We start from the raw sequence: 16657 nt of genomic DNA on the forward strand, positions 1-16657 counted from the left end.
AAAATTAAACATACTTGGACAAAACTATTGAAGCTAAGCTTATCGAATGAAATTTTCGAAAAGCCTAGCTTCAATTTTTTAGTCTGTGGTGTCGAAACGTGCGCTAAAAGCCAGTTTGTTCCGCATAACGTAAACTGAGCGGCTTTTGTCTCGCTCTCTTATTTTTTGAAAACGGACAAAATGATTTACATTTCCGGTTGAAATACTATACTGAGTAAATTAGTAAAAGGAGATGGAGATGAGCCCTTGGTACAATTTGAAACGGAACGGTTGCTGATTCGCCCCATTCAGGTCGCGGACCACGACGCCTTACAAGCGATGCTCTTAAATCCCCAAGTCGTAGCGTACTTACGTTACCAAACGCTAAAAACGACGGCGGAGTTTGATGAAGCTTTCACCAACCATTTCTTAGCGGAACCGGCGACGGTTTTTGGTTTGGAACGGAAAAGCGACCACCAATTCATCGGATTTTATGAATTTCACGGGACAATTGGAACCGGTGAATTGACCTACGCGCTCGCACCGCAAGCCTGGGGTCACGGCTACGTTGCCGAGGCGGGCAACCGGATGATGACGTACGGTTTTGAAACTTTGGGATTAACCCGCATTGAGGCCCACTATGCCAGTGTAAATCCGCGGTCAGGTCGGGTCATGGCTAAGATGGGCATGCACGACGAGGGTGAGTTAATGACCTTTACTTTGGAAACCGGTGAAGTTGCGCACGTGATGGCTTACGGTCTCAGCAAAAGTGACTGGTTAACCGCAAGTGCTTGATCCGAAACGGGTCTCAGAGGCTATACTAAACCCGTCAAGTTGATGAATGAACTTGACGATACTTATTTTTAAACACGCTCTAATTAGGAACCGTTCTTCAGCCAGAACGGTTCTTTTTTTGTTTTTCAGAAAAGACCGTAGTCACCTTCAGAAAAGTAGTGTAATCTAAAAGGTAACGTTTATTTTAGAATTAGCTTTTACATAATTTTTTGGAGGAATTTCGGTGTCAAAGAAAGTTATCATGATCGTCACCATTGCGTTGTTATTGTCTAACGCAATGAACGGCCTGGATAGTACCATTATTAGTACGGCGTTACCAGCCATTATTAGTGACCTGCACGGGTTACAATTGATGGGCTGGATCGTAGCGGTGTTTTTACTCGGTGGAGCCGTCACGACACCACTGTGGAGTAAGTTGGGTGAACGAATTGGGAACAAACGGGCTTACCAAATTTCAACCTTGATTTTTGTCGTCGGCGCGTTGTTAGAGGGGTTAGCCCCAAACATTATTTTCTTGATTTGCGCGCGCACCGTGATGGGGATTGGGAGTGGCGGGATGACCGCCATCCCGTATATCATCTACGCTGAAATTTATAAGGATCCAATCAAACGGGGCAAGGTCTTTGGTTACGTGACCGCCAGCTTTAGTACCGCCGCCATCATTGGACCGTTAGTTGGGGGCTTTATTGTGGATAACTTTGGTTGGCACTGGGTCTTTTACATCAACGTGCCAATTGGGTTAGCCTCAATTGCGATTATTCAGTGGCTTTACCGGGCGCCAGCGGTTAAAGCGGTCAGTGATAAGGTCGATTACTTGGGCGCCGTACTGCTGAGCGGGGGGCTGGTCAGTCTATTAGTCGGGATTGAAATGATTGGCAAGTTGTCATTGGTGGTGGTGGGCCTCATTATTTTATTGGCCCTCGGACTGTTGTCAGCGTTAGTGGTTGTTGAACGCCGCGCAAACGACCCCATCATTCCGTTACGGTTATTTAAGAACCGGTACTTGCTAGCCGCCTTCGTCATGTTTTTCTTAATTTACGGTTTCTTCGTGGGCTTTAACGTCTACGTTCCGATGTGGGCGCAGGGGTTACTGGGGACGACCGCCGTCATTGGTGGCGTTACCCAAATTCCTGGGTCCGTCACCAACTTTTTAGGCGCACAGTGGAGTGGCAACATGGAACGCCGCTGGTCGACGCGTACGGTCGTCATGCTTGGCTTTGTGCTGATGTTGGCGGCTTGCGGGTTATTAGCGTTTGCGGGCCGGCAAACGAACTACTGGTGGCTATTATTAGCCAGCGCGTTTCAAGGTTGTGGAATCGGGATCTGCTTTACCGTCTTACAGGTGAGCGTCCAGCAACAGGCGAGTCACCGGGACGTACCGATCGCAACGTCGTTTAGTTTACTGGTTCGGATGTTGGGACAAACGTTCATGGCGTCCGTTTACAGTATCGTGTTGAACCACGCGTTAACCAGCGGCGTTACGCATTCGGGTGGTCAGATTACGATGAACATGATGAACGAGTTAAGCGACGCCACCAGTGCCAGCAAATTACCGGTGCACCTGTTACCGGCCATGCGCACCATTTTGCACACCGGGTTGCACCACATTATGGGAGTCGCGTTAGTCTTATTATTGCTAGGGTTGGCTGTCAATGTTTGGGGCTTTTGTGCACCCAAGTCTAAACCGGTCCACCACTGGTGGTCGTTTAGGTTTCGTCACAATTTAAATTAGATTTTAGGGGCATCTCGGTTGTGGTCGGGACGCTTTTTGATTACGCTAAGAACATTAAATTGAATTAAAGGAAGCGGTAGCATGCAAGCAACCATTGAGATTCGGCCCGTCCGTTCTGACGAATTGACGACGTTATGGCAAGTGGGGTTTAGTAACCCGCAAGCGGAGTGGACCCGTTGGAACGGCCCGTATTTTCACGACCAACTGCCGAGTCAAGCTAATTTTGAAACGGTGATTGGTCCCCGGGATTGGCTCATAACACCCCGCAACTGGGTCATTACCCGAAACGGCGTGATTGTTGGCAGCGTGAACTTTCACTTCGTTGACGGGACGCTCCAACGCTGGCTGGAAGTTGGCATTATTATTTTTGACCAGCAACACTGGGGCGAACACATTGGTAGACGGGCGTTAACGGCGTGGTTGACCCACTTATTTAACGATGTGACTAGTTTGCCGCACATTGGGTTAACGACTTGGTCAGGTAATCTGCGCATGATGGCCTTAGCCGAAGCGGTGGGGTTACACCAGGAGGCTCGTATTCCGCAGGTGCGTTACTGGCAGGGCCGCTACTACGACTCAGTTAAGTACGGTATTTTACGAGCGGATTGGTTAAAGTAATTTCACTGAGAAAACATTTGTTCCCCTATCGAAAGTACGGTATCATAGACCAGTAATCTAAAAAAGATGGGGCGAAAAGAGAATGTTGAAATGGACACGACGCGCGGCAGTGATCGGCGTCATGAGTTTAGGGTTGTTAGTAAGTGGTTGCAGTACGACGACCACGAGTACTAATAATACGGAGTCAACCAGTGAAAGCAGTTCGGCAGCTGCGACTGGCAACGCACAAACGACTGGTAATCGTCAGCAGACGTATAAACAGTTAGCAAATATGACTTACAAGTCGGGTGGGGCGGCCGCCATTAAGGTCAACAGTGGCAAGAGTACCCTGGCAGCGAGTCAGTGGAAAAATTCAAAAATTGATTATGGTAATTTGGACCATTTGAACCGAACGACGACCGATACGGCCTATTTAAGTCGAGCTAATCTCGGTAAGTCAGCGGGCCGGGCCGCACAGACGTGGAGCCCGACCGGTTGGCATAACCAACCAATTAAGGTCAACGGTAAACGGGTTTTCCCACAAAATCGGGGGCATTTGATTGCGTACACGATTTCGTTTAATTTAACTAATACCGGGAAGTACCGTGCCGGTGAGGGGGGCAGTCTGGATAATCCTAAAAATTTGGCGACCCAGACGGCCTATTCTAACCAAAAAACGATGCAGATTTACGAGGATCAGGTACGGACCGCGTTGCAACAAGGCAAAAAGGTCATTTATCAGGTGACGACCGTTTTCCGGGGCAACGAACTTATGCCACGGGGATACTGGTCACAGGCGGTTTCAACCGATGGCAGTGTCAACTTCAACGTGTATATTTGGAATGTGGAACCGGGAGTTAGTTTTGATTACGCTACCGGCCGGGGCAAGGCGGATAGTGGGATGCAAGTTGCCGGTGCCGACAAGGTCAACAGTAGCGCCAATACCAGTCAATCACGCAGTTACTCTAAACGGCCAACGACATCCAAACAGGTTGAACGGGAACTTTACCGTTACGGTTATAAGTACGTTAAGAAGCATTTACAGCAGTAACGGTGAAAGCTTAGTACAATTTATGAAAATTGTCGTATTCCACGACAGAGGGTGTGAATCAGACTGGCAACTTGGGGGTAAGTGACTATACTGATAAGCATAAACGTTACTTAACCGCCGTTAATTGCTATTTTTCTCTCAATTAGATTAACAAGTAGCGTTTGTAATGACCTGAATGATCGGGTTCCTTCCCAAGTACCTGTGATTTTTCCATACAATAACGTCGGCTCCCAACCACGTTATTGCTAACCAATCGTTTGTTTGATTGTTAGTACTAATTACCCTTGAAACGTTCGGCTGCGTGGCCGGACGTTTTTTTGCGCGAAAAACAGCGTGTGCCAAAAGTCGGTTAAGCGGAACCGGCTGACTTTTGAAACCCGTTTCGACAATAATTATGCGGAGATACAAACGAGAGGCTGTGACTTTTGGCACAGCCTCTCGTCATTAGATCAAGAGTAGCAATCCCACGGCTAGCAACGTCACCAAGTCGATACTAATAAAGCAACGCTCTAATTGGTGGACTAAGACGCGGTAAGTATCGACAAGGGTAATCATCAAAATTAGACCAATTAATGCGTAGCCGGAGTAACTGAGGACGGTAGCGTTTTGGTGAATGGCATTCGGCAGTAGTAATAACTGTACGATTAACCAGCTGAGGGTCACCAGGCCGAGGCGCCATAACATTGAGGGTTGATTTAATGGTTTCATGAGACCACCCACTTTCCTTTTTAATAAGTGTAACCGCTACCATTATTGAAATGAAGACCATTGTGATGAAACTGTATTGGAATCCGACAAATTGCGGTATGGTGTTGCAAAGCGGAAATAAATGGGTTATTATTGATTCATTCAAATATTAGAATGGAAGAATATAGGGAGGCCGTCAAACATGGTTAGTAGTGAAGAAGCACTTCAAGAATTCCGCGAAACGATTCCGATTTTTGAAGTTTTAGCGGATGAGCGCCGGCAGCAAATTATGATTGAATTGACTAAACATGCGCACGGGTTGACCGTGGGTGAGTTGACGAAGATCATGCATATTTCGCAGCCCGCCGTTTCCCACCAGTTGAAAACGTTAAAGGATCACCACTTTGTTGGGGTGGAGCATCAGGGAACGCGGAACTTTTACCACGTGACCTTTGACGCACCCTTAACAAAGGTGGAGCATCTGATCCACACGTTGAAGGCTGATTTAGAATTGAAGCCGTACTTACATTAGTGATAAGTTTTTAAAGACGCGTTGCACGGGGATGCAGCGGTGTTTTTATGGCAGCTATATTCTTACATTCGAATATAAGAATTTTAAAGGGAGTGGTTATAATTTCAATTCGTACGGAGCTAGATTTACAGCGGGCGATGTACCAATTGTTGGAGCAACGTTCAATTTCGCAAATTACGGTTGAACAAATATGTACACAGGCATTTATACATCGCAGCAGCTTTTACCGGTACTACACCGATAAATTCGATTTGCTTTACCAAATGGTGATGCACGCCTTGGAGGAATTACTAGCTGCGGAACGCACGGACGCGACGGGTTCGGCGATCATGGCACAATTTATCGGGACCCATACCCAGATTTTACGGCACTTGTTAGTGACGAATCCGGAGGGCGATAATAGCCGCTCACAGCGGGTGATCAACGACTGTTTCGTTACGTTAGCACAAACGGAAGAAAGTGACCGGGTCCTAATTACGATCCGGCAATCCCAACACCCGGACTTAACGGCGTATCTGGTGAGTGGGGTCGTGACGAGTATTGTGCAGTGGTTAAGTAATAGTGGGCGTGATGGTCAAGCCGAAAGTACCCAGGCCACCATCCGGGCGACGCTTGCAACGGTGTTCTCACTGGAGCAGCATTCGGTTTAATTATTTTGAAGGAAGGTTTCAGGTCAGTGAAAATGATTCGCGATGAATGGAAGTCCATTCGTCATAGCAAAATTCTATGGATTTCAGTTTCAGTTATGATTTTGATCCCATTTTTATACAGCGTCTTCTTTCTGACGTCTGTCTGGGATCCGTACGGGGAGACCAAACATTTACCCGTTGCCGTAGTTAACAATGATAAGCCAGTTAACTATCAAGGTAAACGCTTCGCGGTTGGGGAGCAAATGGTCACTAATATCAAGAAAAACAAACAACTTGGTTGGCACTTCGTTTCGGCGGAGAAGGCCAAGCAGGGGATGCAAAACCGGAAGTACTACATGGTCGTCACGATTCCAAGCAATTTTTCGAAACACGCTACGACGGTCACGAGCAAGCATCCACAAAAGATGAAGTTGCACTATTCAACGAACGCTTCCCTGAACTACATTGGGAAAGTTATCAGTGATACCGGGGCAACCCAGTTAAACGCTAACGTCCGTTCTGAAGTGACCAAGGCCTACGCTTTAGCCATGTTTAAGCAGGTTAAGACGGCGGGTAAGGGTTATCAAAAGGCGGCGGACGGTGCCACCAAGTTGAAAGACGGTGGGGTGGAACTCCAAGACGGGTTAACCACTTATACGACCGGGGTCCACACCCTGAAGAATGGGACCACGGAGTTAAATACCAAGGTACAACAGTTACCAGCCGGAATTGCCAAATTAGCAAACGGTGGGAGCGCCTTAAAGGCCGGCCTGGATACGATGAATGGTAGCACCGGCGAATTAGCTAGTGGTGTGACTAAACTTCAAAATGGTTCGGGACAGGTAACTAACGGCTTAGGACAGTTGAACGGTAAAACCGGTACGCTGGCTAGCGGTGTCAGCCAGTTGACAAGTGGGTCATCACAGGTTACTAGTGGGTTGAATACCTTAAATGGCAAAACTGGTGCCCTTTCAAACGGGGTCGTAAAGCTAGCAGATGGTTCTACTGCGTTAAAAGTTGGTATCGTAGAGTATACAAACGGCGTTTACACGCTTTCGACGGGAATTCGCACACTTAACAGCAAAACTGGTGAACTATCATCCGGTGTAACTAAGTTAACAAATGGCTCTACTGCCTTAGCAAGTGGGCTATCCGAGTATACGGCGGGAGTATCTAAAACTAACGATGGTGCCAAATTAGTTAGTAGTGGTGCCCAAGATGCTAGCAATGGTGCCAAAGGTATTAATGCCGGGGTTACTGAGCTAAAGAAGAATACAGAAAAGTTACCTGGTTCAGTCAAGCAATTATCAGACGGTTCGAGTGATGTTAATAGTAACGTTGCCAAGCTTAAGGATGGCAGTGCTGAAATTACTGCTGGATTAAATCAAATAGTGGCGGATAGTACCAATCCTCAAACTGTTGCCGATATTCAAAAACTACAGGCTGGTATGGCACAGATGGAAACGGCCCTTACTGCGGTTGATAAGTTAATGGCCAGTGCTCAAAATGGAACTAGTGCCGAAAAAGTTGCGGCGTTAATGACCACGGTCCAAAAAGACGTTGGAACGTTAACGGCAACGACTAGTACAAATGACTTAACCAGTCAGATCAACGCCAAAATTGAAGGTATGAAGGATTCAGCTAAGTTAACGGATGACCAGGTTAAAATGTTGGAAGCAGGCTTAGCGGGTGTTGGTCAAAGTAACGAGGGTACGGCAAAAGCACAAGCGGCAACTGAACTAAAAACTGCAATGGCGCAAATACAAACGGTTATGAAGAGTAATTCTACCGCTACAACTGACTCGCAGACCAGTTTATTGGCTAGTTTTAAGGATCTTGAAGCGGGCGTTAATGAGTTAATTACTAAAGTTAATAAAGTTGCTGTGGGTGCTGCTAAGTTAGACACAGGTTCTAACAATGTCACGGAGGGCTTAACCAAGTTACAGGCTGGAACAACGCAATTAAATGCCGGTTTATCCGCGATGAACGCTCAAGTTCCGGCAATGACTAGAGGTATTAGTACGTTATCTGGCTATACGAGTCAATTGGAAGCAGGAACCGGTACGTTATCTAGCGGTGCAGCGCAAGTCGCCGCTGGTACAACTCAGTTAAATAGTAAGTCGGGTGACTTAAACAGCGGTGCTGGCCAACTTCAAAGTGGTTTGACGACCCTGAATGGTCAGGTACCAGTTTTAACTAGTGGTATTAAACAATTAAACACTGGTGCACAACAGTTAACGGCTAACTCAAGTCAATTAACTAGTGGTGCTAATCAGTTAGCTAGTGGTACTGCACAGTTAAATAGTCAGGTTCCGCAATTAGTTTCCGCAATTGGATTACTGGCAAATGGTTCTAACCAAGTAACTGGTGGCTTGACTACGATGAATGGTCAGGTTCCACAATTGGTTAGTGGTGTGCAACAACTGCTTTCCGGATCAAGTCAAGTAACCGGCGGCTTAACGACCTTAAACGGTAAAGTTCCGGCATTAGTCACGGGGGTTCAAAAACTTGATGACGGTGCTGGTCAGTTAAATACTGGTTTGCAAACGTTGAAGGGTAGTACTGGCCAGTTGACCAGCGGTGTTAAGCAGCTGGCCGACGGTGCCACCCAACTTGATAACAACTCCGCTAAATTATTAGCGGGTAACAAGAAGATTAAGAACGGTAACAATACGTTAGCGAAATCGTTACAAAGTGGTGCCGATACGATCAACGGGACACCGTTAAAAACTTCTAACGCCAACATGTTCGCCGCACCTTCGAAGTTGACGCACTCTAACTACAGCTACGTGCCAAACTACGGTCACGCTTTAGCACCGTACGTCTTGTCACTAGCCCTCTACGTTGGGGCAATCGTCTTTAACTTTGCTTACCCAATTCGGCGGATTGCCGATGATGATGGGACGGCGACCCAGTGGTTCTTTAGTAAAATCGCCGTGGGTGCGCCGGTTGCCATTGGAATGGCAGTCATCGAATGCATTGCGTTGTTAATCGTTGGCTTGAAACCAATTAGTATGGCCGGGTACTTCCTGACGGCGATCATGATTGCGTTAGCCTCGATGTTTATCGTCATGTTCCTATCAATGTTACTGGATAATCCGGGCCGGTTCTTGGCAATGGTACTCCTGATGCTACAACTTGGTGGCTCGGGTGGGACTTTCCCAATGGAGATTACGAACCACTTCTTTAACGTAATTCACCCATTCTTACCATTGACTTACTCGATTCAGGCGTTCCGGCAGGCCTTGACGGGCGGCTGGGGCAACGGTATCTTCTGGTCATCGATTGGGGTGCTTGCCATCTTTGCAATTTTAGGATTAGTTCTACTGTGGGCTTCCATGGTTTTCCTGAAAAAGAAAAACTTACAAGTTCCCGCTGAAGCTGAAATTCAGATGAAGGCTGGCAAATAATTAGTACTTTTACACAAAAAAGGATCGGGCGGTTGCCCGGTCCTTTTTGTGACCATTCAGGCATATTATTAAGAAACCACTGAATAATATGTTATTATTTATGGTTGTCTAATTAAATTTTAATAAAAACTTTGGAGGTGCGTTGTGGGTATATTTATGAAACTAGGCTGGTACTTTCGGCGGGAGTGGAAACTCTATTCGGCGGGGGTACTCGGCCTTATTTTAACGGCCATTATTGGGATTATTCCACCCCGAATCATTGGGAACGTGGTTGACGGGATCAACCAGCGAAACCTGACGGCGCACACGCTTACGGTTGATCTAGCCATTATTGCGGCCGCCGCCGCGGGACAGTACTTCGCCCGCTACCTTTGGCGTAACGCCATCTGGGGTGGCGCGGCCGGTTTGGAACGGACGTTACGGGAGCGGCTTTTTTGGCACTTCATGAAAATGGACGCAACTTTTTACCAAAAGTACCGAACCGGGGACTTGATGGCCCACGCTACGAACGACCTGACCGCGATTGAACGGGTTGCCGGTGGCGGAATTTTACAATTTGCCGATTCAATCATCACCGGGGGCACGACTTTAATTGCGATGATGATGTTGATCGACTGGCGCTTGACATTGATTGCGGTCGTCCCGTTCCCACTCCTAGCGGTGGTTTCGCGTTACCTGGGTAAGAAAATCCACGTGGCGTTCCGCGCGTCACAGGCGGCCTTTTCACGCTTGAATAACAAGGCGCAGGAAAGCATTAGCGGGATCAAGGTCATCAAGGCGCTGGGTCAAGAGCGGGCCGACGTTGCTGACTTTAACGAACAAATTGACCAAACAATCAAGATCAACCGGCACGTCAACGTGTTGGACTCGTTATTTGATCCGGCCATCACTATTATTATTGCGGTCTCCTACGCCGCTACGATTGTGTTGGGTGGGGTGTACGTGACTAACCACGTGATTACGATTGGTAACTTAGTTTCGTTTGTCACCTACCTGGGAATGATGGTTTGGCCGATGTTTGCCGTCGGAATGCTGTTTAACACCATGGAACGGGGCAACGCCTCCTATGACCGGGTCATGGAACTGTTGAATCAAAAAAGTGCCATTATTGATTCCAAAAACGGACTGGAGCAGCGCCCACACGGTGGTCTGCAATACCAAGTCAAGCAATTTAATTATCCCAACGATGCCGGGACGAGTTTAAGCGACGTTCAGTTTGACCTTCAAGCGGGTCAAACATTGGGCATCGTTGGCCGGGTTGGGGCCGGTAAGTCCACGGTCATGAAATTAATTTTACGGGAATTTGATAACTACGATGGTCAAATCAACTATGGTGGTCACGATATTAAGCAGTACGCGTTAGACAGTTACTTACCAGCAATTGGTTACGTCCCGCAAGATAGTTTCCTGTTTTCTAACACGATTCGTGAAAATATCCGCTTTGCGGACCCGCGGGTCAGTCAAGAAGTTGTCGAAGCCGTTGCTAAAAAGAGTGATTTAAGCGGCCAAATTGCGGGAATGCCGGCCGGCTACGATACCCAGGTCGGGGAGGAAGGTATTTCGCTCTCCGGTGGTCAGCGGCAACGCTTAGCGATTGCGCGGGCGTTACTCATTAACCCGGAATTGCTTATTTTGGATGACGCATTGTCCGCCGTCGACGCCGAAACGGAGGCTGAAATCTTAGCAAACTTAAAGGCCGAACGGGCGGATAAAACCACCATCATTGCGGCCCACCGGTTAAGCTCGGTCATGAACGCCGACGAAATCATCGTGCTCGATGCTGGGCACGTGGTGGAACGTGGCACGCACCAACAGTTAATGGCCCAGCACGGCTGGTACCAGCAAATGTTTGACCGGCAACAGTTGGAAACTAAAGTGGAAGGGGCGGTGCAATAATGGCAGCACGTGAATCAGTGTGGGCGCGCAGCATGCCCGTTAAAGAACAATTGACCGTGATTCGACGGCTCCTACCGTACGCCAAACCGTTTAAGTGGTTTTTCATTGGGGCGATTATTCTTTCGGGGCTAATCAGCGTCGTTAACATCTATTTGCCGCGGGTCTTACAGTACTTTATTGACCACTATTTGCGAACGGGCAACGCGACCGTGACAATCATGTGGTACTTTGCCGGCCTCTATTTCTTTGGGATGTTTGTCCGTGCAATTATGCAGTTTTTACAAAATTACACTAGCACGATGGGGGCCGAGTACATGTTGGAAAACGTCCGCCGGCAAATGTTTCAGAAGCTGCACCGGATGGGGATGCGCTACTTTGACCAAGTCCCCGGCGGCTCAATCTTATCACGCCTAACCAACGATACGATGTCGTTTTCTAACTTTTGGGCGCTATTCAACACGTTGTTCACCGCCTTTTTTGCGGTGGTTTCGTCGTTTATTGCCATGTACTTGACCGACAGTCAAATTGCGTTATGGTTACTGATTTTTATGCCGTTTTTGGGGCTCACAATCTGGTATTATCAGCGGTATAGTTCCAAGGTATACCGGCGGATGCGCGAACGGCTGAGTGAATTAAATACTAAGTTGAGTGAGGCGATTACCGGGATCAGTGTCATCCAGCAATTTCGCCAGGAACACCGGATCAACGGTGAGTTTGACCACACCAACGACGCCTACTTTCGGACCCGGCAAGCCATGATTCGGACGAACTCGTTACTACTAAGTCCGTTAATTGACCTGTTTTACGCGTTAGGAACCGTCATGGTCCTGGGAATTTTTGGTGTACGGGGCCTTAACGGTTACGTGGCAGCCGGGGTCGTTTACGCGTTTATTACGTATTTAAATAACTTTTACAACCCGATGACCCAGATGATGGATAATCTGTCCGACTTTCAAGACGGGGTGGTCGCCGGTTCACGGGTGTTGCGGGTCATGGACGACCCGACGATTGCCCCGGCCCCGGCCCAGCACGCCGACCCGGATGCGCGAATCACCCGTGGTAAGATCGAATTTAAACACGTCACCTTCGCCTACGACGGCAAGCACCCGGTTTTAAAGGACGTTTCGTTCGTTGCCGAGCCCGGGCAAACCGTTGCGTTAGTCGGGCAAACTGGGAGTGGTAAAACCTCGACCATCAACGTGTTAATGCGCTTCTACGAGTTTCAATCCGGGGAAGTGCTAATTGATGACCGTGATATTCGTGAGTACCCGGCAGAAGAATTGCGTAAAAAGATGGGCTTGGTGTTACAGGAACCGTTCATGTTTTACGGTGACATCAACTCCAACATTCGGATGTTTGATGATCAAATTTCCGATGAACGGGTTCGCGAAGCCGCGAAGTTTGTTAAGGCTGACGACTTTATCAATGATTTACCGGAGAACTACCGCTCACGGGTCATTGAACGGGGGGCCAGTTACTCTTCTGGGCAACGGCAACTGATTTCGTTTGCTCGGACGATCGTGACCGACCCGAAGATTCTGATTTTAGACGAAGCGACGGCCAACGTGGACACCGAAACTGAGGAGATGATTCAGACCGGTTTGGATCGGATTCAACAAGACCGGACAACGATTGCGATTGCCCACCGCTTGTCCACGATTCAAAACGCTGATTTGATCCTCGTTTTAAACCAGGGTCAAATCGTTGAACGGGGGACCAACGACGAATTATTAGCGCAGCGTGGTTACTATTACGATATGATTCAGTTGCAAAACTCGGCGCACGCTAAATAGTGTGGTATGCTTAGCTTAAACAACTTGGGGTGAGGAAGATGCACCGAAAATTATCAGTATTATTAACGGTTGTAACCGGACTATGGTCATTACTGAGCGTTCTGCTACGTTGGCACCACGCCCACGACCGGGTACCGAAGCAGATTAAAATTAAAGTTAAAATGAAATAGGTTGATAAAAATAACCACGTTGCCCATTATGTTGAGCAGCGTGGTTATTTTGCTTTAAGGCTGGGTCCGTTGTGGTTCTGGGAACCGGTAAAGCAAACTCCCAGTCACGATAACCATTAAAATGGCTGTAATTACGGCCAGCTTAACTTGAACGATGGTCGGGGAGTCTACTAGGCCGAGACTCGTATAGGCCAAGTTGAGTAACGCAATCCCAATAAAAATGGTGGCGAACAGGAGCAGCCAGTAAGCGACTCGTCGCCAACCGCGCAGCTTCAAAAGTGGCATTGGTCCGCGACGGTGTAATTTAGTCAAAGCGGTGCAGGCCGCGATAAAAATCAACCAATTAATAATTGCCGGCCAGCCGGTCGTGGTAAACACAACGTTGCCGAGCGTCCCGGCAAACGCGATCAACACGAAGCGGCGGGCGGTGGCCATGGAAAATATCAACTTCTTAAACGCGGTTTCGATATTTAATCACCTTCAAATTTTCTCTCTGTAAAATTCAGTGTAACAAGGTTGATTATCCCTGAAAGCCGTGAACACTTTATTCAGAAACTTAAAATATTTTCTGAAAAAACCAGTCTCTTTTACAAAACCCCAACTATTTTAGTCTTTAAGCTTCAAATAGGTAGAGCAGACCGCCGGTTATTAAGCTAACCATTGCGGCTGAAATGGCGGCAAGGTTAACCTGAGCAGGATCACCGGTTGCCACGCCGGTGTTTAAATAGGTGACGTGCAGGGTGGCAATAAACCACAGTACGATGGCGTTTAAGAGTAGCCAGTAGCAAACTTTACGCCACCAGTTAAGCGTTAGCCGTTCGGGCGCGTGGTCGCGCCGGCTTTGCGCACACCCCCAACAAACTAGTCCTAACAAGGTTACGTTGAGGAGCAACTGCTGGTCGTTAACTGTTAGGAGGACGTTTGCGAGGGCTCCCAGTAAGGCGACGGTTAATAACCGTTGGCCGGTTGCCGCGGATAACATTAAATTTTTAAATGAAACGTCGATAAAGTACACCCACTTTCACGTTAAACGTAGGTCATATTTTAGCAACGAAACGGTGGTAAGGCGTTGCTTGAACCTTGATTTATAAAATATCTAAACAAAAAAATAAATTTTTTAACAAAAGGGCTTGCCTTCGACCTACACGAAGCTACTAAAGTAAAGGTACACGCTGATAAAGAGCGTCGTTTTAAATAAGGAGTCAAGTTCAATTATGAAAACACTTAATCAAGCATTTTTAACCGGTGAACGGGCGTTGTTCAAAGCCCACGATTTACAAATTAATAACAGTACGTTTGCGGACGGTGAGTCCCCACTCAAGGAAAGTCGCAACGTTAACCTGAAACAAGCCATTTTTAAGTGGAAATACCCGCTGTGGTACAGTAACCACGTGAACGTTGAAAATTCGATTTTTGAAGAAATGTCCCGTTCTGGAATTTGGTACACCAACGACATTGCAATCAGCAACAGTACTTTACAAGCCCCGAAGCTTTTCCGGCGGGCAAGTCAAATTGCGTTAAACCACGTCCATTTTTCCCACGCGGAAGAAACGTTGTGGAACTGTACCGACATCAATATTCACGACGTCCAGGCGGCCGGAGACTACTTCGGGATGAACAGTCAAAATATAAAAATTGACGGCTTCAACTTGGTTGGTAACTACGCCTTTGACGGAGCCAAAAACGTGGAGATCCACAACGCTACGTTAATGACAAAGGACGCCCTCTGGAACTGCGAGAACGTGACCGTTTACGATTCTCAAATCATTGGTGAATACTTAGGCTGGAATTCTAAAAATATTCGGTTTGTAAACTGTACGATTGAAAGTGACCAGGGACTTTGTTACATGGATAACGTGACCTTGGAACACTGTACGTTGCTGAATACCGATTTGGCCTTCGAATACTGCAGTCACGTTGACGCCGACGTGGTTTCCACGATTGATAGCGTAAAGAACCCCATTAGTGGTAAAATTCACGCGAAGGGAATCGGGAAAATTATTATGGATGATCCTGAAATTGACCCTTCAAAAATCGTGATCAGTGTTGATCAGGAAAGCCGGGATTACCATGCCGTATGATTTTGAAACTGTCATTAACCGGCGTCACACGAACGCCGTTAAGTGGGACGTAAAGGATAACGAACTCCCAATGTGGGTCGCCGATATGGATTTTGCGACCGCGCCGGAAATTACCGCCGCGTTAACGAAGCGGGCTCAGTTTGGTATTTTTGGTTACGAAGAAGTTCCAACCGCTTATTACCAGGCAGTTGCTGATTGGTGGGCGCAGGAACACGCTTTTCGCCCCCAGCTTGACTGGCTGCTCTTTTGTACCGGAGTAGTTCCCGCCATTTCGTCAATCGTACGTAAGATGACGGCTCCCGGTGATAACGTGGTCGTTCAGGCGCCAGTTTACAATATTTTTTACCATTCCATCGAAAATAACGGCCGGCACACGCTGGCTAGCAACCTAGTCAACGAAAATGATCAGTACCGAATTGACTGGGATGATTTAGAACGTAAGTTGGCGGCACCGTTGACTACTATGATGATCCTGTGTAACCCGCAAAACCCAATTGGCATCGTTTGGTCACGGGCAACGTTGCAACGCATCGGTGAGTTGGCACTAAAACACCACGTCTTAGTAGTTGCGGACGAAATTCACTGTGATTTAACCTTGAACGGGAACCAGTACGTGCCGTTTGCGTCGTTATCGGACGTCGTTGCGGCCAACAGCATTAGTTGCGTTTCGCCCAGCAAAACGTTTAACGTGGCGGCGTTGCACGCGGCGACGTTAATTATCCCAGATGAAAACGTCCGGGCGTTAGTTAGTCGGGGCATCAACAATGATGAGTTGGCGGAACCAAATTCGTTTGCGATTCCGGGCAGCATCGCGGCCTATACGCAGGGCAAAACGTGGGTGCACGAATTACGAACAAAGATTGCGGCTAACCAGCGGCAGGTGGCGCAGTTTGTGGCTACCGAATTACCGCAAGTTAAGCTGATTGAGGCACAGGCGACCTACCTGTTATGGTTAGACGTGAGTCAAATTACGACGGATAGTGCGGCGCTAGCGCAGTTTATTCGAAAAGCAACCGGCTTATTTTTATCGGCCGGGGACGTTTACCGGGGGGATGGCAACCAGTTCTTACGGATGAACGTGGCTTGCCCAACCGCCGAGTTAACGGACGGGTTGGCACGGCTTAAGCGCGGGATTCGCGCCTACTTAACAACTAAATAGGCTTTTTATAGACTGGGACAAAATTTTAAGTCCCTCAATGGCTCAAAATAAACTGAGTCATTGGGGGACTTTGTTTTCCGCGACAATATTGTCGAGACGTGCGCCAGAAGTCAGTTTGGTCCGCTTAACATGAACTAACTAACTTT

Annotated in this window: 15 protein-coding genes; 12 read left to right on the forward strand and 3 right to left on the reverse strand. The window is 47.7% G+C overall.

The features are described 5' to 3' along the window. The first annotated feature begins 246 nt into the window (after window positions 1–246). The 4 genes from D1831_RS02775 to D1831_RS02790 all read left to right on the forward strand — a co-directional run bounded on the left by D1831_RS02775 (window position 247) and on the right by D1831_RS02790 (window position 4154). Complete coding sequence (locus D1831_RS02775; RefSeq protein WP_125071401.1) at window positions 247–774, forward strand: GNAT family N-acetyltransferase; 528 nt, start codon at window positions 247–249, stop codon at window positions 772–774. Between the two features lie 223 nt (window positions 775–997). Next, window positions 998–2506 (forward strand): MFS transporter, encoded by a 1509-nt coding sequence (locus D1831_RS02780; RefSeq protein ID WP_125071402.1) that lies wholly within the window; start codon window positions 998–1000, stop codon window positions 2504–2506. An 81-nt stretch (window positions 2507–2587) separates the two neighbouring features. Further along, window positions 2588–3124, forward strand: coding sequence for a GNAT family N-acetyltransferase (locus tag D1831_RS02785; RefSeq protein WP_125071403.1), 537 nt, complete (start codon window positions 2588–2590; stop codon window positions 3122–3124). Between the two features lie 82 nt (window positions 3125–3206). Continuing rightward, entirely contained in the window at window positions 3207–4154 is a 948-nt protein-coding gene (locus tag D1831_RS02790; RefSeq protein WP_125071404.1) for a DNA/RNA non-specific endonuclease, read from the forward strand. Between the two features lie 444 nt (window positions 4155–4598). Here the strand turns inward: D1831_RS02790 and D1831_RS02795 are convergent, their stop codons facing one another. Next, window positions 4599–4862: a hypothetical protein gene (locus D1831_RS02795; RefSeq protein WP_125071405.1), complete on the reverse strand. Its 264-nt coding sequence runs from the start codon at window positions 4860–4862 to the stop codon at window positions 4599–4601. Between the two features lie 181 nt (window positions 4863–5043). Between D1831_RS02795 and D1831_RS02800 the strand changes: the two genes are divergently transcribed. The 6 genes from D1831_RS02800 to D1831_RS14805 all read left to right on the forward strand — a co-directional run bounded on the left by D1831_RS02800 (window position 5044) and on the right by D1831_RS14805 (window position 13271). Further along, window positions 5044–5373 carry an ArsR/SmtB family transcription factor gene (locus D1831_RS02800; protein WP_125071406.1) on the forward strand — a complete coding sequence of 110 codons (330 nt, stop codon included), beginning with the start codon at window positions 5044–5046 and terminating at the stop codon, window positions 5371–5373. Window positions 5374–5465: 92 nt separating this feature from the next. Continuing rightward, the gene (locus tag D1831_RS02805) at window positions 5466–6023 is read left to right on the forward strand and encodes a TetR/AcrR family transcriptional regulator (protein ID WP_225422752.1); all 558 of its coding nucleotides are present in this window, start codon (window positions 5466–5468) and stop codon (window positions 6021–6023) included. A gap of 32 nt (window positions 6024–6055) precedes the next feature. Further along, window positions 6056–9412: a YhgE/Pip domain-containing protein gene (locus D1831_RS02810; protein WP_125071460.1), complete on the forward strand. Its 3357-nt coding sequence runs from the start codon at window positions 6056–6058 to the stop codon at window positions 9410–9412. Window positions 9413–9556: 144 nt separating this feature from the next. Then, window positions 9557–11308 carry an ABC transporter ATP-binding protein gene (locus tag D1831_RS02815; RefSeq protein ID WP_125071408.1) on the forward strand — a complete coding sequence of 584 codons (1752 nt, stop codon included), beginning with the start codon at window positions 9557–9559 and terminating at the stop codon, window positions 11306–11308. Then, complete coding sequence (locus D1831_RS02820; RefSeq protein WP_125071409.1) at window positions 11308–13101, forward strand: ABC transporter ATP-binding protein; 1794 nt, start codon at window positions 11308–11310, stop codon at window positions 13099–13101. The genes D1831_RS02815 and D1831_RS02820 overlap by 1 nt, the downstream gene beginning before the upstream one ends. Before the next feature lie 38 nt (window positions 13102–13139). Further along, window positions 13140–13271, forward strand: coding sequence for a hypothetical protein (locus tag D1831_RS14805; protein ID WP_263853666.1), 132 nt, complete (start codon window positions 13140–13142; stop codon window positions 13269–13271). A 54-nt stretch (window positions 13272–13325) separates the two neighbouring features. On the opposite strand, the gene D1831_RS02825 is transcribed toward D1831_RS14805, so the two are convergent. Both D1831_RS02825 and D1831_RS02830 read right to left on the reverse strand, forming a co-directional pair. After that, on the reverse strand, window positions 13326–13706 hold the full coding sequence (locus D1831_RS02825) for a hypothetical protein (protein ID WP_125071410.1): 381 nt from the start codon (window positions 13704–13706) through the stop codon (window positions 13326–13328). A 178-nt stretch (window positions 13707–13884) separates the two neighbouring features. Further along, window positions 13885–14286 carry a hypothetical protein gene (locus D1831_RS02830; protein ID WP_125071411.1) on the reverse strand — a complete coding sequence of 134 codons (402 nt, stop codon included), beginning with the start codon at window positions 14284–14286 and terminating at the stop codon, window positions 13885–13887. 199 nt (window positions 14287–14485) lie between these two features. On the opposite strand from D1831_RS02830, the gene D1831_RS02835 reads away from it, so the two are divergent. Together D1831_RS02835 and D1831_RS02840 are read left to right on the forward strand one after the other, a co-directional pair. Then, window positions 14486–15352 carry a DUF3737 family protein gene (locus tag D1831_RS02835; RefSeq protein WP_125071412.1) on the forward strand — a complete coding sequence of 289 codons (867 nt, stop codon included), beginning with the start codon at window positions 14486–14488 and terminating at the stop codon, window positions 15350–15352. Continuing rightward, window positions 15342–16511: a MalY/PatB family protein gene (locus D1831_RS02840; RefSeq protein WP_125071461.1), complete on the forward strand. Its 1170-nt coding sequence runs from the start codon at window positions 15342–15344 to the stop codon at window positions 16509–16511. The genes D1831_RS02835 and D1831_RS02840 overlap by 11 nt, the downstream gene beginning before the upstream one ends. The last annotated feature ends 146 nt before the right edge of the window (window positions 16512–16657 follow it).

It is taken from the genome of Lactiplantibacillus garii (assembly GCF_003885105.1).
In the GTDB taxonomy this organism is placed as follows: Bacteria; Bacillota; Bacilli; order Lactobacillales; family Lactobacillaceae; genus Lactiplantibacillus; species Lactiplantibacillus garii.